This is a genomic window from Enterovibrio norvegicus DSM 15893 (genome assembly GCF_900115495.1).
Taxonomy (GTDB): Bacteria; Pseudomonadota; Gammaproteobacteria; order Enterobacterales; family Vibrionaceae; genus Enterovibrio; species Enterovibrio norvegicus.
On sequence record NZ_FOWR01000051.1, the window covers coordinates 15,124 to 33,636 of the forward strand.

The window sequence follows — 18,513 nt, forward strand, 5'->3', positions numbered from 1 at the left end:
GTGATCATTTATGCAATACTTTGCGTAGTGATTAGTACATCTAGCAGAAAAGAGGTGTCGGTATGTTTTCACTGTTTAAGCAAGACCCAACCAAAAAATTGCGTGAGAAATACAACGCCAAACTTGAGCGCGCAATGCAAGCGCAGAGAAATGGCGATATCAGTTCTTATTCCTTTATCCACGCAGAAGCTGAAGATATTTGGCGCGAAATCGAACGTATCGAAAGCAGCGCCAAATAACCTTTTCAATCCATTCTTATCAGCTATCAATTTCACCATCAAAGCCATTGACGAGTTCAATGGCTTTTTACGTCTAGCCCGCCTATATCCTGCATGATAAGCTAACAAAACTTAACCATAGCTTAATTAATTTCATGCTGAGAGATTACGATTTAAACCTACTCACCGTGTTTGATGCCGTCATGACGCTCGGCTCCGTTGCCAAAGCTGCAGATAAACTCAACATGACCTCTGCCGCTGTTAGCCAGAATCTATCAAGACTTCGCGATCACGTCGGAGAACCGCTTTTTGTTCGACAAGGCCGGGGGATCCAACCGACCCAGCATGCTATCAACATGCACAAGCACGTCGCAGAAGGGTTAAGTGCCATTCGTTTTGGGCTTGAAGCGAATACCTCATTTGAGCCCAGCACCAGTACTCGCGAGTTTATGATCGGTGGTCACGCGTATTTCGATTTGGCCGTATTGCCACAGTTATTAAGCAGGCTCAGTGATATAGCACCACGAATCAACGTTAATTTAACGCCTTATGAAGACAATCACTTCACGCCAAGTCAGGTGCTGAGCGAGCGCGGTGCTGACTTATTTCTCTCATCTTTACCCATTAGTCACCCTTCCATTATTACCGCAAAAGTCTCGGAAGAAGCGCTTGTGGTCACCTATGCAAAAGATCATCCCCGCCTTAAAGGGAAAATTACCCTTCAACAGTTTTTTGCTGAAAAGCATACTGCATTGACGAGTCGACGCTTTGGTAGCTTCATGTTTTCTAACTTGATTGAGAAACCTTTGCCTGCACGTAAAGTGCATTATCAAAGTGATTCCATGCTCAATTTGATGGCAACAGCCGCAATGACAGATCTTCTGTGCTTTACGCCAAAGCGCCTTGCAGATTTATGGGCTGAAAAGTTGGGCCTCAATGTTCAACCGCTCCCTTTTGACATACGTCCCGTTCCCACATTCGTCTGTTGGCATCAAGCGAAACAGCATGATGAAGGCATCACTTGGCTGCGTGAACAAATCGAAGATATTCTACAAAACAGTTAAGCACTGCTTAATAATCGATTATTGCAGCGCGAATCGTTCGCGCTTGTTCCTGTCTTTATAGTGGCTCTCGTTCCTTATTCAATTAACGAAGAAAGCGAGAGCATTATGAAAACGACATTCAAGCCTACGTTAATCGCACTGATTATTGCTTCCATCAGCGTTCCTGCCGTTGCCCACACTTTCACACCAAACACGAAAGCACCGACAGCAACCACACAAGCATTCGCCGCAGAGCAACGCGCAACTCTGCCTTTCTCTGATAAAGAAGATTTCAAGCTAGTAGAAAAGGGCCTCATTGCCCAGCAAGACAACCTAGAAATTAAAGATGCCAACGGCAAGGTCGTTTGGGAATTGGGTAACTACGAGTTTCTACTCGACGGCAAAGACTACGACAGCATTCACCCTAGCCTTCAACGCCAAGCCCAATTGAACATGCACCACGGTCTATACAAAGTTACCGACCGCATTTACCAAGTTCGTGGCTATGACCTTGCAAACATCACCTTCGTACAAGGTGACACAGGCTGGATCGTCTTTGACCCACTGACCGTTCCTGCTACTGCAAAAGCGGCTCTCGATTTCGTCAACCAAGAATTGGGTGAACGCCCAGTAAAAGCGGTGGTATACAGCCATGCACACGCTGACCACTTTGGCGGCGTGAAAGGTATTGTGACCCAAGAGCAAGCGGATAGCGGTGAAGTAGACATCATCGCTCCACGCGGCTTCTTGCATCACGCAGTGGCTGAGAACGTACTGGCCGGCAATGCCATGTCTCGTCGCGTGACCTATCAATACGGCAATGCGTTAGAAAAAGCACCGACTGGCCAAGTGGATGCCGCTATCGGTAAAGGTGTTGCACAAGGCGAAGTCAGCCTTATCGCACCTACCACTGTAATTAACGAAGAAACAGAAACTAAGGTGATCGATGGCATCACCATGGAATTCCAAAACACCCCAGGTACCGAATCACCGGCGGAAATGAACACATTCTTCCCGCAATTCGATGCACTTTGGATGGCAGAAAACACCGTGGGTGGCCTGCACAATGTTTACACCCTGCGCGGCGCAGAAGTGCGTGATGCGAAAGCGTGGAGTAAGTACATCAACGAATCAATCCACATGTACGCCGGTAAATCTGACGTAATGTTCGCGTCACACAGCTGGCCACGTTGGGGCAAAGAAGACATCAACCACTTCCTTCGCAAACAACGCGACATGTATGGCTACATTCATGACCAAGCATTGCGCATGGCAAACCACGGCGTCACCGTCAATGAAATTCAAGACGAATTCGTGGTACCTGACGTGCTTGCTAACGAATGGTACAACCGTGGTTACCACGGCAGCTACCACCGTAATGCGAAAGCCGTGATCAACAAGTACCTGGGTTACTTCGACATGAACCCAGCAACGTTGCGCCCACTTGCCCCCGTTGATGCTGCACCAAAATATGTGGAAGCCATGGGCGGTATGGACAATGTGTTAAACGTTGGCCAGAAAGCCTTTAACAACGGTGATTACCGTTGGTGTGCGGAAGTGGTCGACAAAGCCGTGTTCGCAGAGCCAACCAACAAAAAAGCGCGTTACCTGCAAGCTGACTGCTTAGAGCAACTGGGTTACCAGAGCGAATCTGCAGGCGAGCGTAATACCTATTTGATGGGCGCTTACGAGCTTCGTAACGGCACACCAAAAGGTGATGCAACCAAGACAGCAGGCGCTGATATGGTTGTGGCGATGAACACCGAATTGTTCTTGGATTATCTCGGCGTTCGCTTGAACGGTGAAAAAGCCGCAAACGTGGATTACACCATTAACTTTGTGCTGCCAGACGTGAACGAAACTTTCTTGGTTGAGCTTGAAAACGCACACTTGAATAACCTCAAAGGCGTGCAGTCAGATAACCCAGATATGACGCTGACCATGAACCGTTCAGAGCTTAACAAAGTGTTAATGGGCACCACCAGCATCTCTGAATTAGTGAAAGCGGGTAAAGCCAATGTCGAAGGTAACGGCAAAGCCCTCACTGATATCGCAGGTATGATGGACAGCTTTGATTTCTGGTTCAACATCATCGAACCAAAGAAATAATCTGCGCCTAAATCCGTATCTTACTCACCGTTAACTGTGAGTACATTGAACGCCCCTCTTTCACGACGGGGCGTTTTTTCTCGTTTGCAGACACCGCGTTTCAAACCTTTTCTGTTCATTCAATGTATGAATGCACGCCCACTGAAAAATCGCCCAATCTATAAAGCACCGCTGTAGCCCAATAAAACCGTGGATTTCATTGATATGCCAATCATTTTCGTATGTAATTCTCGCGCGTAACATCGCGCGACAGTTGAAAACTCGGCGATCCACTATCTTTACCCAGAAGAAGGGACGGTTTTCTGGATGGATAACATGGTTATCCCTAAACATGCAGAGAACAAAGACGCGACATATGCCTTCATCAACGTCTTGATGAAGCCTGAAAACCAAGCCGTGCTGGTTGAAGACATTGGTTACGCCGTCCCGAACTTAGGCGCACTTAAACATTTGCCCGATGCCCTGCGTAACAGTGAGGTGATCTTCCCACCGACAGAGGTGAAACAAAAAGGCCAATTCCTGTCGAACATCGGTAAAGCCGTGTCTATTTACAATCAATACTGGTTGGAGCTAAAGAAATAATGAAGGTTATCTACAGCGAAAAACAAAAACTCCACCAAGTGAAATATGAATTTCTTGGCGGCGAAGCTACGCCGTGTTTCGAAAAGCCAGAACGCGCAGACATGGTGTTGAACGCCATAACCAGCGATGGCGGCTATCAAGTTATCGAACCCAAAACGTTTGGTATTGACCCAATGCTGTGGGTTCATACACCAGACTACGTTGAGTTTCTGCAAAATGCGTGGAACGAATGGGAAGCCACTTACGGTTCAGAGCGCGATGCATCCCCTTACTGTTTTGTACCGGCTCGTCACCTTCGTAACCGCGTGCCGAAAGACATCGAAGGCAAGCTAGGCTACTACAGCTTTGACATGACAGCCGCCATTACCAAAACCAGTTTTGACGCCATTTCATCGGCGGTCGATTGCGCGTTAACGGGTGTTGACGTATTGGTGAGTGGCGAACAAGCGGCATTCGCATTGTGCCGTCCACCCGGTCATCACGCTTCGCCAGATTTAATGGGGGGCTACTGCTACATCAACAACGCCGCGATTGCCGCCGAAGGTTTGCGCCGCAAAGGTCACGAGAAAGTCGCCATTCTCGATATCGACTATCACCACGGTAACGGGACACAAACCATGTTCTACGATCGTGACGATGTGCTGTTCGTGTCTATTCACGGAGACCTAGACTACGACTACCCACATTACTTGGGATTTGATGACGAGCACGGCGAAGGCAAGGGCAAAGGCTTCAACCTCAATCTGCCACTGCCACAAGGCAAAACCGATTGGTCTTTGTATCGCCCGACCCTAGAAACGGCCATTGAGAGAGTACGTACCTTTGGCGCAGAATCGCTCGTGATTTCGCTGGGCATGGATACTTACGAAAACGACCCAATCAGTCACTTCAAACTCAAGCTCGAAGACTATCTAAACATCGGTGAAATGCTGGGCGAATTGGGTTTACCTACCCTCTTTGTGTTTGAAGGCGGTTACGCCGTTGACGATCTGGGCAATAACACCGTTGCAGTATTGAACGGGTTTACGTCTGCCAAGTGATTAATAAAATCTAAAAAGAAAAGTCGCCACATTGGGCGACTTTTTTGTATCCACTCACTCCCGCGACCGCGAGAGCATGCTTTTAAAATTACAGAACAAAACCCGCAAAAATAAAGCCAAAGATAATACTGAACACCATGCTCAATAGACCTGGGATCATAAAGCTGTGGTTAAAGATGTATTTACCAATTTTCGTCGTACCCGTGCGGTCAAAGTCGATTGACGCAATGATTGGGCCGTAGTTAGGAATGAAGAAGTAACCGTTCACCGCAACAAATGTCGCGATAATCACTTCCACTGGTAACTCAAGCGCAATGGCAACAGGCACCAATACCGCCGTGGTTGCACCTTGGCTGTTTACCATTACAGACAAACCAAACAAGGCGAATGCAAACGTCCATGGCGCAACTTCTACTAAGCCAGACACGGTTTCTTTTACGATGTCGCCGTGACCCGCAATGAAGGTGTCACCCAACCATGCAATACCGAAAATCGCCACGATGGCACGCATACCGGCATGAAACACTGAACCCTGTGTGATTTCATTGCCATCTGGCTTACAAATCAAAATGATCAGCGCACCCATAGATAGCATGATGATTTCAATGGTGTGTGCCATGCCCATAGCTGAACCGTCAAACTGAGGACGCAATGCAGGGAATGCGCCCATGATGACCACAGCTAGCGCACCAAACAAGAACAGACCAACCGCCGTTTTTGCTTGTGGCTTAACCACGATTTCCGCCACTTCGATTTCTTGTTCCATCTCTTTACGGAACGCAGGATCTTGCATGCGACGTTGATATTCAGGGTCGTCTTTTAGCTCTTTACCTAGCTTGTTCACGATGAGACAAGCAGAAGCGAGACCTAAGAAAGTACCCGGAATCGTGATTGCCAGCACTTGTGCAAGTGTGATGCCTTGTGGCTCAAGGAAAGCAACCAATGCCACAACAGCGGCAGCAATTGGGCTCGCCACAATAGCGAACTGAGAAGCGATAACCGCCATACCCATAGGGCGCTCAGGACGAACACCGCTACGACGACTTACTTCCGCAATAACAGGCAGCACGGAATATGCTACGTGGCCAGTACCTGCAAGGAAGGTAAATAGATAAGTAACCAATGGCGCGATAAAAGTGATGTGACGAGGATTTTTGCGCAAAATGCTTGAAGCAATCTTGATGAGGTAATCCAAACCACCTGACGCTTGCATTGCCGCCGCGGCAGCAACAACCGCCATGATCATCAGCATTACATCAATTGGTGGGCTGGTCGGTTGAAGACCAAAGCCAAAACTTAAAATGGCAAGACCAACGCCACCGAGAACACCTAAACCAATCCCGCCGATGCGAGCCCCAATTAAAATACAGCCGAGAACAATGAAAAACTCGATAAAAAACACATCAAACTCCTTGATGACAACGTTAATAATTAACTCGCGCATCATAGTTATTTCGCGAATCAAATAATCAATTATGCATCACACTTGGAATTCAAAAGTTTCCTTTAAAAACCGTTATTTTTCAGAAAAAGCGTTTTAGATCTATCTTTATGATTATCAACGTCATTAATTAATTTTGTAGCACATATAAATACCGCTTAAATAACTAAATCTACGTGCTAGACAATTGAGAAAATAAAGACGAATAGGACATGAACATACAGACTTGAAATAAAAAAGCCGAAGACTAGAAGTCTTCGGCTAGCATTGGTATCGCGATTTAATGGCTGGATATTTCGCTTACGCGTTTTTTAGCATATCCAACGCCACCGCTTCAGCGATCTTGATACCATCGATACCCGCAGACAAGATACCACCCGCATAACCAGCACCCTCACCACCTGGGTACAAACCCTTGGTATTGATGCTCTGGAAGTCAGCACCACGCTTGATTTGAACCGGTGAAGATGTACGCGTTTCAACACCCGTTAACATCGCGTCTTTACTATCAAAACCACGAATTTTCTTTGCAAACGCAGGCAAGGCTTCACGAATCGCTTCAATCGCAAAATCTGGCAGTGCATCGCTCAAATCGGTCATTTTCACGTTTGGCTTGTAAGATGGTTCAACCGCTTCATAAGGTTTACCTTCACCCGCCGCCAAGAAATCGCCGACCATTTGAGCAGGCGCATCGTAGTTGCTGCCGCCCATGATGTACGCATTACGCTCAAGCTTACGCTGCAACGCCACACCCTGAAGAGGATCATTGTCGAAATCTTCTGGAGAAATGCCTACCACAATCGCACTGTTCGCATTGCGCTCGCTACGAGAATATTGGCTCATACCATTAGTAACAACAGCATGCTCTTCAGATGTCGCCGCAACAACAACACCGCCCGGACACATACAGAAGCTGTAAACCGAACGACCATTCTTACAATGGTGAACCAGTTTGTAATCCGCAGCGCCTAGCAGCGGGTGGCCCGCACTTTTACCAAAGCGCGCTTTATCGATCATCTCTTGCTTGTGCTCAATACGGAAACCAATCGAGAACGATTGTGCTTCCATATAAACACCTTTGTCGTGCAGCATTTGGAATGTGTCACGTGCACTGTGGCCGATAGCAGCAACAACGTGCTTACTGTTGATCACTTCACCGCCGTTGAGCGTCACGCCTGTCACATGTTGATCTTCGCCTGTCCCTTCAATGTTGATTTCATCAACACGCGTTTCGAAACGAATTTCACCGCCAAGCTCGATGATCTTACGGCGCATTTTCTCAACCATGGTCACCAGTTTGTAGGTACCAATGTGCGGTTTGCTTACGTAAATAATTTCTGCAGGTGCACCCGCAGCAACAAATTCTTGTTTTACCTTTAAGCCTTTAAAGCCCGGATCTTTCACTTGGCTATACAGCTTACCGTCAGAGAACGTCCCTGCCCCACCTTCCCCAAATTGTACATTGGATTCAGTGTTCAACTCGCTCGTACGCCAGAAGCGGAAGGTGTCTTTCGCACGTTCGTGCACCGATTTACCGCGTTCTAGCACAATGGGTTTGAATCCCATTTGCGCAAGAATCAGCGCCACGAAAACACCACATGGCCCCATGCCAATCACGATTGGTCGTTCGGTTAAGTTAGCCGGTGCGGTAGCAACATATTTGTATTCAGTATCTGGCGAAACGCGAACGTTATGGTCGTCTTCAAAGCCTTTTAGCAGCTGTTCTTCATCAACATCTGTTAGCGTGACGTCCAAGGTGTAAATAAGGGTAATTTGATTTTTTTTACGCGCATCATAACCACGTTTGAAAACATGGATATCAACCAACTGCTGCTCAGAGATAGACAGAACCTCTAACACATAACGCTGCAACGCATCTTCACTGTGATCCAACGGTAGTTTAACTTGGTTGATACGAATCATAATTCACCTGATAGTGGGCATAAAATTAGGCGCGTAGTTTACGTTATCTTTCAATAAAATGTAATACAGATCACACAAAGATAAAATCTCATACTAATCATAAAGATAAAGAAAGAATCTACTGAAAATATCACCTGCGATGGCAAGTTGACGCGAAGCGCAAAGCGACGCACCTCGGATAGACATTGTACGCACGTCAAAACACGCCTTTTGTGTTCTTTTCAAAACAACAAGTCTCACAGTGATTGGTTTATGAGGCAACTGTTCACATTGCTTTCAGCTACACTCGTTTGCAATCAGCATGAAAGAGACAAGATGTATGAGTGCAGAACGGAAGCAATGGATCCACGATCTTCTAAAAAAAGGGATTGAAAACGGTGATGCTCACGCTGTCGCTGTCGTTGACGAATCACAGTATGTACAGCACAACCCAATGACCAAAGAAGGCGGAATTGGACTTGCAGAACTGTTCACTCAACTCGCGAAAACAAACCCTCATGTAGAGATCATCCGCATTTTTTCCGATGGCGATTACATCTTTGCCCACACGGAATATGACTTCAGCAGCGAGAAAATCTGCTTCGAGGTGTTCCGCTTCGAAGGCGATAAAACCGTTGAGCACTGGGATAACCTTCAACTTAAACAAGCGCCCAACGTTTCTGGCCATTCAATGACTGATGGCGCAACGCAGGTTAGCGACATTGCACAGACAGAAAGCAATCGCGCCACCATCAACGCCTTCGTTCAAGATGTTCTGATTAACAAGCAAGCCCACCTGATGCTTGATTATATGAATGCAAACAATTACACCGAACATAACCCACAACTTAGCGACGATATTGATTCACTGATCGCCGCGTTGGGCACAGCTGACCAACCCGCGACCCTTCTCTACGAAACCCACCATCGCACCCTTGCCGAAGGCAACTTCGTGCTTAGCGTCTGCGAAGGCTTCCGAATGGGCGAGCATACTGCCTTTTACGATTTGTACCGCCTTGAGAATGGAAAGATCGTGGAGCATTGGGACACGGTTGAAACCGTTCCGCCGCGCTCAGTATGGAATAACGAGAACGGGAAATTTTAAGCCTTAAGCTTGTTCAAACATTCTGAGTACCCTTCTGAATAAACATGGAATAAAGAATAAACGCGGAATCACTGATCTTGGTGCAAGGTGCATGCGTAATACGATTGAACTTAATGACTAAGGATCACGCATGTTTTCATTCTTCAAAAAAGACCCGACCAAAAAACTTCGAAACACGTACAAGGCAAAATTAGAACAGGCAATGAAGGCGCAACGAAATGGTGACATCAAAACCTATTCGCTGATAACCGCTGAGGCAGAAGATATTTGGCAAGAAATCGAAAAGATCGAGAGTAGCGTCAAATCATCCTAAACAATGTGCAGCACTGTCAGGCTCACTCAAATCGATCCCAATAGGCTGATCCATTTCCTAGTTTTTCGACGATGAAATCCAAAAACACTCTGACTTTTTCTGGCAAATAATCCCGTTCAGGGTAAACAGAATAGAGATTTTTGTAGGGCATTTCATAGTCGTCAAACAAAGCAACCAGCTCTCCGTTCCGAATGGCCTCTCCGACAACAAATGTCGGAAGCCTTGCTACGCCGGAACCTGCAATTACAGCGTCTCGAAGTGCCACGCTATTATTAACACGGTAATTGCCTGCGACTTTCACCTTGCAGAGGTCACCGCTTTTTGACGAAAACGTCCACACATCCGCATTACTGGAATAGCTATATGTGAGGCAATTTACATGTACCAGTTGTTCCGGTTTTGTCAGGTGCTTACGATGTTTGTTATGAAAAGCGGGAGACACGCACACGATGCTATGCAACGGCACCAAACGTCGTGCAATCAAGCTCGAATCCGTTAATTCTCCTCCTGTTCTAATCGCCAGATCATACCCCTGCTCAATGAGGTTAACGTCGCGGTCATCCAACACTAAGTCGATATGAAGCTGAGGATGAAGCGCCAGAAACTCAGGGATTAGCGGGGCAATGTGCAATTGGCCTATCGACATCGGCAACAGCACCTTCAGCACGCCTTTTGGTTCGCCTTGCAACTCACCCACCGCATCTTCGGCTTGTTTTGCCGCTCTACTGGCTTGTGCTGCGTATTGGTAATAACGTTCACCCGCCTCAGTCAAACTGAGTTTTCGCGTGGTGCGATGAAACAGTCGTGCACCTAGCTGCGCTTCCAACTGTGTGATTCTCTTACTCACCGCCGATTTAGAGATATCGAGTACACGCGCGGCACTTGAAAAGCCCCCTGTATCCGCAACAGCAACAAAAATCGGAATCGCATTAAACGTATCCACACATATCACCCATTGTTGATAAAAACTCAACATAGAGTCTACATAAAACCATATTGTTTACAAATTGAAACCAGCCTAAAGTTTCAACATCAACGTGATGACTGTGACAACGAAGTCGAAATACAGATGGTGGAGGTACACATGGTGCGCTTAGAACATATCAATTTAGTGATGGAAGACATTCGACCAACGTTAGCTTTTTTGCTGACCGCGTTCCCGCAGTGGCGAGTCCGTGGTGAAGGCGATATGACATGGGGCAGTGCAGAAAATGCATCTACCCGTCATTGGCTTCATGTAGGAGATGATGATTATTACCTGACACTCAACGACGGCGCAGTTGGCGAAATCAGGGATCTTAAAGGTATTCAACCCGGCGTCGCACACATAGGTTTCGTGGTCGACGACCTTCAAAGCGTCATTCACCGCTTATCACTCAAAGGGTTCAGTGTTGATATTAAAGGCCGCGACCACCCTTTCCGACAAACCGTGTATTACAACGACCCTGCAGGCTTTCAATTCGAATTTTTGCAATACAGCAGCGACAAACCCTCAGAGAAAAACATGTACGGCGGCGAAAGCGGCGAGCTCAAAAAGAAAGAGACCAACCAGAATACAACCCATGCATAAGATGCAGTAATGAGAGGTAAGAAAAATGGATATTCAACAAGTCGACACCCTAGTACGAAGCTTATACCAAGCCGTTGACAATAAAGACGTCGATTACCTTAGTCATGCGTTAAGTGAACAGAGCCGCTTTCGTCTGGGTAATTACCCAGAAGTGACTGACAAAACACAAATCCTAGAAGGAAATCGTCAGTTCTTTTCCAGCATAGGAGCCATGAAACACACCATTGACAACATTGTGTTTCAACGCTCAGATCAGACGGACTCTACCCATATAAGTTGTTTTGGTACTGTGGACTATGTGAGGTTAGATGGCAGCGACCACGCCGCCGTTTTTTCTACATTTTTAGATGTAAAAAATGGTTTAATTTCGGATTATCGGGTGTTTGCAGACTTATCGGGTTTATAGGCATCACACATAAAAACCGAGCTCCGTGTCGTACTCGGTTTCCTGCTTTTAAACACTTTTTTCTACTCTACCCCACACGCCCCCAACACCACATTGACTACATGTTCGATCTTATCGTCGATGTCCTTCCCTTCTGGGATGGCGCGCATTTCGAAGACTTGTGGCCACAGGAACATGCCGTTGAACAGGCTCGAGTAGGTGTTTGTGAAAAGCTCGGGGGTCATATTTTTAAGCTTGCCCGTTTCTAGCCCTTCAGCGAACCAAGCTGATAGGGCTTTGGCATTATAGAGCTTGGAAATGATGGTGTGTGCCATGTCAGGTTGGCGCAGAAACTCGATCAGGATGACGCGTGTCAGCGGAATACCGTAGGAGTGATAAAGAATATCAACTTCCTTTCGGCTGATGGCTTTTAGCTGCTCATAGGCGCTGATTTCTGGGTCAAACGGATAGCTGACGGTTTCATCGATCGACGCTTGAATGATAGTGAGCACCCATTCAAACAACACCTCTTTGCTTTCAAAATGGCGATACAGCGTGCGCTTCGACACTTCTGCTGAGGTGCAGACTCTGTCCATGTTGGCAGCGATAAAACCATGTTGAATAAATTCTTCTCTCGCCGCGTTGATGATGGCCAGACGTTTTTGTTCCGAGCGTGTCATTACATTTCTCCGTTTACCGACACACCAACTCTAGCAAGGCAGATCACCAAAGTACACTTTTGAGTTTACCTTTGACAAAAACACACCTAAAATAAACTCCAAAGTTTACTTCTTGCCGATAGAACGGCTTAGAAATAACCAACAAACACAAAAACCTTCAAACAGTGGTCGCGCCTGACCCTTCTTTCTAAGGAGAAAAAGGTGAACATGGTTTCTAAAAAGTCAGCATTGGCAACATTCAAAGCCAATACCCTCGCTGCGAGCATCGCGGTGTCTGTCCTTCTATTGAGTGGCTGTGGCGAGAAAGAGGTTCAGCAAATTGCTGCGCCTGTGATTAAACCAGCCCTTACCGAACTTGTGTCCGCGCGTGGCAGTGATGAACTGAGTTTCAATGGCGTGATCCGCGCGGCTGAACGTGCTGATTTAGCATTCCGTATCGGCGGACGCCTGACAGATGTGTTCGTGAAAGAAGGCGATCAAGTAAAAGAAGGCCAAGTGTTGGCAGTGCTTGATGCACGTGATGCGAAAACCGCGTTGGAATCTGCCAAGTTGGAGCTGAAAAACACCGAAGTGGAATACCGCCGTGCGAAGGCGATTTTCGACAAGAGCCAAGCCATTTCAAAAAGTGACTTAGATGCCATCACCACGCGCTACGACTTAGCGAAGAACCGTGTGGACGATGCAACGCGTCAGCTTGAATACACCGAATTAAAAGCCCCGTTTGACGGCATCATTGGCCGTAAATTCGTCGATAACCACGTTCAAATTCAGGCGAACGAAACCATCGTGGCGTTGCAGGATCTGAGTGATTTGGAAGTGGTGATCAACATTCCTCACAAAGTGATGCTGTCAGGCCTCAATCAAACCAAAGCCTTGGCAGAACTGTCCGCGATTCCGGGTCAACAATTCCCGCTGGTTCTCCGTACCTACGCCACCGAAGCAGACCCTGTTTCCCAAACTTATCCCGTTGTTTTGGGCTTTGAAGATTTAAAAGGCTTCCGTGCCTTACCGGGCATGGCGGTGAAAGTCGTCCCTGCTGACGTGAGCGATGGTCAAGAACAAGCACAAGTTTTAACTGTGCCTCTCACTGCGGTCGTTCCTGACAACCAAGGCAAACAGTTTGTGTGGGTGATCAACGCTGACAACAAAGCTGAGAAACGCTTTATCGAGATCGGCGCGCTAAGCAAAAACCGCATCGTGGTGAAAAGTAACCTTGCTCAGGGAGAACGCGTCGTGATCGCGGGTGTATCGAGCATTCGTGAAGGCATGGAAGTGCGCCCTTATTCCGATAACTCGTCTACCAAAAACAATGGCGGAGCCTAATTGATGGACTTAGCACGTATTACCATCGCCAAACGCACCAGTGTTTGGGTATTGATTGCCCTCACGCTGCTGGGTGGCTACATCAGTTATTTGAAGCTCGGGCGTTTTGAAGACCCTGAGTTCGTTATCCGTCAGGCTGTTATCAATACGCCATATTCAGGTGCAACCGCACAAGAAGTATCAGACGAAGTCACGGACGTGATTGAAGGCGCGGTGCAATCGCTTCAAGAACTTAAAGAAGTGAAATCCGTGTCGAAACAAGGCATGTCGGAAGTCACGGTCGAAATCAAACTCGAGTTCGCCAAAAGCGCGGCGGATTTACAGCAAGTGTGGGACAAACTTCGCCGCAAGATTTCCGATGTGCAGCGACAACTCCCTCCCGGCGCTGGCCCTTCTATCGTCAACGATGATTTCGCCGACGTGTATGCCCTCTTCTTTGCCGTCACGGGTGAAGGGTTTACCGACAAGCAACTGCAAGATTACGTTGATACATTACGTCGTGATTTAGTGCTGGTGCCAGGGGTTGCCAAAACCGCCACGTTAGCCGAACAACAAGAAACCATCTTTGTTGAGATCTCCAGCGAACGTTTAGCAAAATTCGGCGTATCGGCAGAGAAAGTCTACCAAGTGCTGCAAAAGCAGAACATGGTGACCGTGGCTGGCAGTATCGAAACCGACGCCATGCGTATTCCCGTGATCCCAAGCTCTAGCATTGATTCGTTCGCTGACTTGAAGAACCTGCAAATCGCCGTTGGCAACAACAATACCGTGCTGCGTTTGGGCGACATTGCTGACGTCACGCGGGGCTACAAAGAACCGGCATCCATGCTGATGCGCTACAACGGTGAACGTGCGATTGGCTTTGGTATCTCCAATGTCACCGGCGGTAACGTGGTCGACATGGGTGATGCAGTAAAAGCACGCATTGCAGAGTTGGATGACCAACGCCCACTGGGCATGGAACTGCATGTCATTTCCATGCAATCCGACTCGGTGCGCGATTCTGTCACCAACTTCATTGATAACCTGATTGCTGCTGTCGCCATCGTCTTTGTCGTATTGCTGCTGTTCATGGGCGTGCGTTCTGGTGTGATCATCGGCTTCGTATTGCTACTCACCGTGGCGGGCACATTGTGCGTGATGTTAATCGAAGACATCGCCATGCAGCGTATTTCACTCGGTGCGTTGATCATTGCGCTCGGCATGTTGGTGGATAACGCCATCGTGGTGACCGACGGTATTCTGGTGCGCTTCCAGCAAAACCCAGATGAAGACCGTGAAACCATCGTGTCAGAGGTGGTGAATGCCACCAAATGGCCACTGCTTGGCGGCACAGTAGTCGGCATCTGTGCGTTCAGTGCGATTGGTTTGTCCCCTTCCGACATGGGCGAATACGCGGGTTCCCTGTTTTGGGTGATCTTGTATTCCATGTTCTTGAGCTGGGTGTTTGCCGTCACCATCACGCCGATGCTTTGCTTGGATTTCCTCAAAGTGAAAGCGGCAAAAGCCGACCAAAAACCGGCCCGCGTTGTAACCGCCTACAAAGGCTTGTTGCAATGGGTATTGGCGCATCGTGCATTGAGTTCACTCATGCTGCTTGGCACACTCGCCACCGCCATGTGGAGCGTGCAGTTCGTGCCGCCGGGCTTCATGCCTGAATCACAACGTGCGCAGTTTGTTGTCGATGTTTACTTGCCGCAAGGCTCTGACATCAAACGCACCGAAGCATTGGTCGCGAACATTGAAAAAGATGTGCAAGCCAAAGAAGGCATCACCAATATTTCTAGCTTCATTGGCGGCGGTGGTTTGCGTTTCATGCTAACCTACGCACCCGAAGCGCGTAACCCAAGTTACGGTCAATTGCTGATCGACATCGACGATTACAAGAAAATCGCGCCATTGTTGGGTGAGCTGCAACACGAGCTTTCCGTGAAATACCCAGATGCATCTATCAAGGTATGGAAGTTCATGCTCGGTCGCGGGGGCGGCAAGAAAATCGAAGCCGGCTTTAAAGGCCCAGACAGCGCTGTGTTGCGTGAGCTGGCTGAAAAAGCCAAAGCCATCATGCTAAACGATTCGAACCTGATTGCCGTGCAAGATGATTGGCGTCAGCAAGTGCCTGTGCTCCGCCCTGTTTATTCCGCAGAAGAAGCACAACGCTATGGCTTGACGACGCAAGACATCAACCAAGCGATTGCCCAGACGTTATCAGGCCGCAATGTGGGTGTTTACCGTGAAGGGAACGATTTGATCCCAATGGTCGTCCGCGCACCAGAAGCCGAACGCAACCACCAGCGCGCGATTGAAAACACCGAAGTGTTTAGCCACACCGTCGGCGGTTTCATTCCCGTCAGCCAAGTCGTCGATTCGGTCGATGTGGTGTATCAGGATGACATGCTTCGTCGTATTGACCGCACGCCAACCATACTGGTGCAAGCTGACCCAGCCCCAGGCGTGTTAACGGCAGATGCGTTCAATAAAGTTCGCACGGAAATTGAAGCCCTCGAATTACCAGCGGGTTACACCCTGAAATGGTACGGCGAGTACAAGGCATCAAAAGACGCGAACGAAGGCTTGGTGATTTCAGCGCCTTACGGTTTTGCCGCGATGATTTTGTCCGTCATCTTCATGTTCAACGCGATCCGTCAGCCGTTAGTGATTTGGCTAACCGCCCCGCTCGCCATCATTGGTGTGACGGTCGGTTTGATCATCTTCCAAACGCCGTTTGAGTTTATGGCGATACTCGGCTTCTTGAGCCTGATCGGGATGATGGTGAAAAACGCCATTGTATTAGTCGACCAAGCCGACGTGGAAATCAAAGATGGGAAAACCGCCTACCACGCGATTATCGACGCCGCACTCAGCCGCGCAAGGCCAGTATTGCTAGGCGCATTGACCACCATCTTAGGTGTCGCCCCTCTCTTGGTTGACCCGTTCTTCAAGAGTATGGCCGTCACCATCATGTTTGGTCTGCTGTTCGCAACCATTCTGACCTTGGTGGTTATCCCGCTGTTCTATGCGATTTTCTTTAGAGTGAAGGTGGAAGCGGTTTAAGCGCCAAAGCTGAAATGTAGAAAGCAAAACGCCACGTGAATACGTGGCGTTTTTGTAGATGCTGAAAGCACAGTCGCTTTGCTCAAAAATGTGTTGGGGAACTGATTTTTTAAGCATCTGATTGCTTAACTTACTGTACTATCAGCAGTGTCAATGCACAGTATGAAATACTGTTTAAATGAACAGCGCTAAGGGTATAGTGGAAAAAGCACATTTTTAGGTCGGGACGCCTGATTTCTACAATTTGGAGTGTGGCCTTGATAGCTATACAACTGAATTTTAATCAATATATTTTTAGAATGTGTAGTTTCGCCGGACTAGTCGGGCGTCCCGATTTTGGACTAAACGGGTAAGTTGCCCGCTAATAAGTTGTTAACTCTACTAAAAAGTTCATCATTTGAGGTTATATGAATTATATATTTCTTGATACTTGCGTGTTTCTTGATATTTCAACGAAAAAGCAAGATCTTGCTTTGGTTTCAGCTCTGGAAGAGCTAGTCGAAACCGATGTGGTGAAACTGGTTGTTACAGACTTGGTTGCAGAAGAATACGAGAGAAATAAAGAAGATGTTGCAAACAAGACGGCAAGACGATTGTCTCAAGAGTTTAAACAAGTAAAAGCTGTGGTAAGTGAGTTTGCTAGCGCAAACCAAGAGCAAACGCTCGAAGTGCTAAATGATATAAATGCACGATTACCTTTATTAACAGATGCAAATTACAGCACAATCAACAGAGTCGAAAAACTTATCCAGTCTGCGGAGCTAATTAATATTAGTGAGCGTTCAAAAGTTGCAGCGGTTCAACGTGGCTTAGATAAAAAAGCTCCATTTCATATTAGTAAAAACTCGGTTGCAGACGCTGTTATTATCGAGCAGTTTTATGAGTTTTCGCTTGATGTTGATGCTACTGATAGCTGCTTCTTTATCACTCACAATCACAATGACTTTTCTGCCAAAGATCATCGAAAACCACATGAAGACTTCGATGATATTTTTAATCGTGAAAATGTTTATTATTTCAATAATCTTGCATCAGCTTTGAACATCATTGATGAGGATGTGTTGGCTGATATCGAGTTTGAATACGATTACACTGAAGAAACTCGTGGCTTACGAGAAATCCTTGATGTAATGGACGAGTTGGTGGATAAAGTTTGGTACAACAGACATCAGAATAGGATGTGGCAGATCGAACATGGTGAAATTGAAGTTGTGCCGGAGGGTACCGAACGGTACGGAAGCGCGGTCATGCATGAACATATCCTAGAGGGTGCAATTAAATCTGCGCAAAAAGTTGAAAGTAAGTATGAAGACACCGGTCCGTGGTCAGACTTTGAATGGGGTATGATCAATGGCAAATTATCAGCCTTACGTTGGGTTCTTGGCGACGAATGGGATATGTTAGACACCTAACCTAGCGTAGAGTTAACAAATAAGAATAAGTGTCGCGCAGCCGACACTTTATTCGGGTGTTGAACAAGCCCGACGCCTCTTTATTGAGTAAATTGCTCGGATGAGCAGAAGATGGATCTATGCCCGTCACTTTTGTTAGGACGAGCACAGCCAAGAAGTGAGCTGATAGCCACTCACTTCAAGATGTTACGTTAACGATGTGTTTTTTTGTCGGTCAGTCCTCCTGTGTTTACATGAATGCCATTCTCCTTATTCTGTTCGCCTTTCGGCTACCTCGGTCGCGAGACGCCCACGCAGACCATCAAGTGCTCACCACAGTGTGGACAACGTCTTGTT

At 47.3% G+C, this 18,513-nt stretch carries 16 protein-coding genes; 12 read left to right on the plus strand and 4 right to left on the minus strand.

From position 1 onward, the window contains the following. Positions 1 to 62: 62 nt before the first annotated feature. The 5 genes from BM082_RS24860 to BM082_RS21885 all read left to right on the plus strand — a co-directional run bounded on the left by BM082_RS24860 (position 63) and on the right by BM082_RS21885 (position 4,992). Complete coding sequence (locus tag BM082_RS24860) at positions 63 to 239, plus strand: DUF6435 family protein (RefSeq protein WP_017010018.1); 177 nt, start codon at positions 63 to 65, stop codon at positions 237 to 239. A gap of 134 nt (positions 240 to 373) precedes the next feature. Further along, complete coding sequence (locus BM082_RS21870) at positions 374 to 1,282, plus strand: LysR family transcriptional regulator (RefSeq protein ID WP_017013779.1); 909 nt, start codon at positions 374 to 376, stop codon at positions 1,280 to 1,282. A 105-nt stretch (positions 1,283 to 1,387) separates the two neighbouring features. Further along, the gene (locus BM082_RS21875; RefSeq protein ID WP_017013780.1) at positions 1,388 to 3,370 is read left to right on the plus strand and encodes an alkyl/aryl-sulfatase; all 1,983 of its coding nucleotides are present in this window, start codon (positions 1,388 to 1,390) and stop codon (positions 3,368 to 3,370) included. Positions 3,371 to 3,637: 267 nt separating this feature from the next. Continuing rightward, entirely contained in the window at positions 3,638 to 3,952 is a 315-nt protein-coding gene (locus BM082_RS21880) for an ABC transporter substrate-binding protein (protein WP_083253174.1), read from the plus strand. Continuing rightward, on the plus strand, positions 3,952 to 4,992 hold the full coding sequence (locus BM082_RS21885) for a histone deacetylase family protein (RefSeq protein ID WP_074928604.1): 1,041 nt from the start codon (positions 3,952 to 3,954) through the stop codon (positions 4,990 to 4,992). Before BM082_RS21880 ends, BM082_RS21885 begins: the two co-directional genes overlap by 1 nt. Before the next feature lie 88 nt (positions 4,993 to 5,080). Here BM082_RS21885 and BM082_RS21890 read toward each other — a convergent pair whose 3' ends face one another. Then, positions 5,081 to 6,394 (minus strand): anaerobic C4-dicarboxylate transporter family protein, encoded by a 1,314-nt coding sequence (locus tag BM082_RS21890; RefSeq protein WP_074928624.1) that lies wholly within the window; start codon positions 6,392 to 6,394, stop codon positions 5,081 to 5,083. A 339-nt stretch (positions 6,395 to 6,733) separates the two neighbouring features. Continuing rightward, positions 6,734 to 8,356, minus strand: coding sequence for an NAD(P)/FAD-dependent oxidoreductase (locus BM082_RS21895; RefSeq protein WP_074928606.1), 1,623 nt, complete (start codon positions 8,354 to 8,356; stop codon positions 6,734 to 6,736). 319 nt (positions 8,357 to 8,675) lie between these two features. On the opposite strand from BM082_RS21895, the gene BM082_RS21900 reads away from it, so the two are divergent. After that, positions 8,676 to 9,440 carry a nuclear transport factor 2 family protein gene (locus BM082_RS21900; protein ID WP_017010024.1) on the plus strand — a complete coding sequence of 255 codons (765 nt, stop codon included), beginning with the start codon at positions 8,676 to 8,678 and terminating at the stop codon, positions 9,438 to 9,440. 130 nt (positions 9,441 to 9,570) lie between these two features. Then, the gene (locus BM082_RS21905; RefSeq protein WP_017010025.1) at positions 9,571 to 9,753 is read left to right on the plus strand and encodes a DUF6435 family protein; all 183 of its coding nucleotides are present in this window, start codon (positions 9,571 to 9,573) and stop codon (positions 9,751 to 9,753) included. Between the two features lie 22 nt (positions 9,754 to 9,775). On the opposite strand, the gene BM082_RS21910 is transcribed toward BM082_RS21905, so the two are convergent. Continuing rightward, positions 9,776 to 10,729: a LysR family transcriptional regulator gene (locus BM082_RS21910; RefSeq protein WP_074928608.1), complete on the minus strand. Its 954-nt coding sequence runs from the start codon at positions 10,727 to 10,729 to the stop codon at positions 9,776 to 9,778. 108 nt (positions 10,730 to 10,837) lie between these two features. On the opposite strand from BM082_RS21910, the gene BM082_RS21915 reads away from it, so the two are divergent. Continuing rightward, on the plus strand, positions 10,838 to 11,323 hold the full coding sequence (locus tag BM082_RS21915; RefSeq protein WP_074928610.1) for a VOC family protein: 486 nt from the start codon (positions 10,838 to 10,840) through the stop codon (positions 11,321 to 11,323). A gap of 25 nt (positions 11,324 to 11,348) precedes the next feature. Continuing rightward, the gene (locus BM082_RS24695; protein WP_017010028.1) at positions 11,349 to 11,729 is read left to right on the plus strand and encodes a nuclear transport factor 2 family protein; all 381 of its coding nucleotides are present in this window, start codon (positions 11,349 to 11,351) and stop codon (positions 11,727 to 11,729) included. A gap of 62 nt (positions 11,730 to 11,791) precedes the next feature. On the opposite strand, the gene BM082_RS21925 is transcribed toward BM082_RS24695, so the two are convergent. Beyond that, positions 11,792 to 12,388 (minus strand): TetR/AcrR family transcriptional regulator, encoded by a 597-nt coding sequence (locus BM082_RS21925; RefSeq protein ID WP_074928613.1) that lies wholly within the window; start codon positions 12,386 to 12,388, stop codon positions 11,792 to 11,794. Positions 12,389 to 12,595: 207 nt separating this feature from the next. Here BM082_RS21925 and BM082_RS21930 point away from each other — a divergent pair, with 207 nt between their 5' ends. The 3 genes from BM082_RS21930 to BM082_RS21940 all read left to right on the plus strand — a co-directional run bounded on the left by BM082_RS21930 (position 12,596) and on the right by BM082_RS21940 (position 18,177). Further along, entirely contained in the window at positions 12,596 to 13,711 is a 1,116-nt protein-coding gene (locus BM082_RS21930) for an efflux RND transporter periplasmic adaptor subunit (protein ID WP_208862547.1), read from the plus strand. A 3-nt stretch (positions 13,712 to 13,714) separates the two neighbouring features. Continuing rightward, positions 13,715 to 16,765 carry an efflux RND transporter permease subunit gene (locus BM082_RS21935; protein ID WP_074928619.1) on the plus strand — a complete coding sequence of 1,017 codons (3,051 nt, stop codon included), beginning with the start codon at positions 13,715 to 13,717 and terminating at the stop codon, positions 16,763 to 16,765. Between the two features lie 407 nt (positions 16,766 to 17,172). Then, on the plus strand, positions 17,173 to 18,177 hold the full coding sequence (locus tag BM082_RS21940) for a PIN domain-containing protein (RefSeq protein ID WP_074928621.1): 1,005 nt from the start codon (positions 17,173 to 17,175) through the stop codon (positions 18,175 to 18,177). Positions 18,178 to 18,513 lie beyond the last annotated feature (336 nt).

Bases quoted from the DNA above. Each gene is read 5' to 3' on its own strand.
- BM082_RS21895 (WP_074928606.1), bottom strand. From the start codon at position 8,356: ATGATTCGTATCAACCAAGTTAAACTACCGTTGGATCACAGTGAAGAT.
- BM082_RS24695 (WP_017010028.1), top strand. From the start codon at position 11,349: ATGGATATTCAACAAGTCGACACCCTAGTACGAAGCTTATACCAAGCC.
- BM082_RS21875 (WP_017013780.1), top strand. From the start codon at position 1,388: ATGAAAACGACATTCAAGCCTACGTTAATCGCACTGATTATTGCTTCC.
- BM082_RS21910 (WP_074928608.1), bottom strand. From the start codon at position 10,729: ATGTTGAGTTTTTATCAACAATGGGTGATATGTGTGGATACGTTTAAT.
- BM082_RS21915 (WP_074928610.1), top strand. From the start codon at position 10,838: ATGGTGCGCTTAGAACATATCAATTTAGTGATGGAAGACATTCGACCA.
- BM082_RS21900 (WP_017010024.1), top strand. From the start codon at position 8,676: ATGAGTGCAGAACGGAAGCAATGGATCCACGATCTTCTAAAAAAAGGG.
- BM082_RS21870 (WP_017013779.1), top strand. From the start codon at position 374: ATGCTGAGAGATTACGATTTAAACCTACTCACCGTGTTTGATGCCGTC.
- BM082_RS21935 (WP_074928619.1), top strand. From the start codon at position 13,715: ATGGACTTAGCACGTATTACCATCGCCAAACGCACCAGTGTTTGGGTA.
- BM082_RS24860 (WP_017010018.1), top strand. From the start codon at position 63: ATGTTTTCACTGTTTAAGCAAGACCCAACCAAAAAATTGCGTGAGAAA.
- BM082_RS21930 (WP_208862547.1), top strand. From the start codon at position 12,596: ATGGTTTCTAAAAAGTCAGCATTGGCAACATTCAAAGCCAATACCCTC.
- BM082_RS21885 (WP_074928604.1), top strand. From the start codon at position 3,952: ATGAAGGTTATCTACAGCGAAAAACAAAAACTCCACCAAGTGAAATAT.
- BM082_RS21940 (WP_074928621.1), top strand. From the start codon at position 17,173: ATGAATTATATATTTCTTGATACTTGCGTGTTTCTTGATATTTCAACG.
- BM082_RS21905 (WP_017010025.1), top strand. From the start codon at position 9,571: ATGTTTTCATTCTTCAAAAAAGACCCGACCAAAAAACTTCGAAACACG.
- BM082_RS21925 (WP_074928613.1), bottom strand. From the start codon at position 12,388: ATGACACGCTCGGAACAAAAACGTCTGGCCATCATCAACGCGGCGAGA.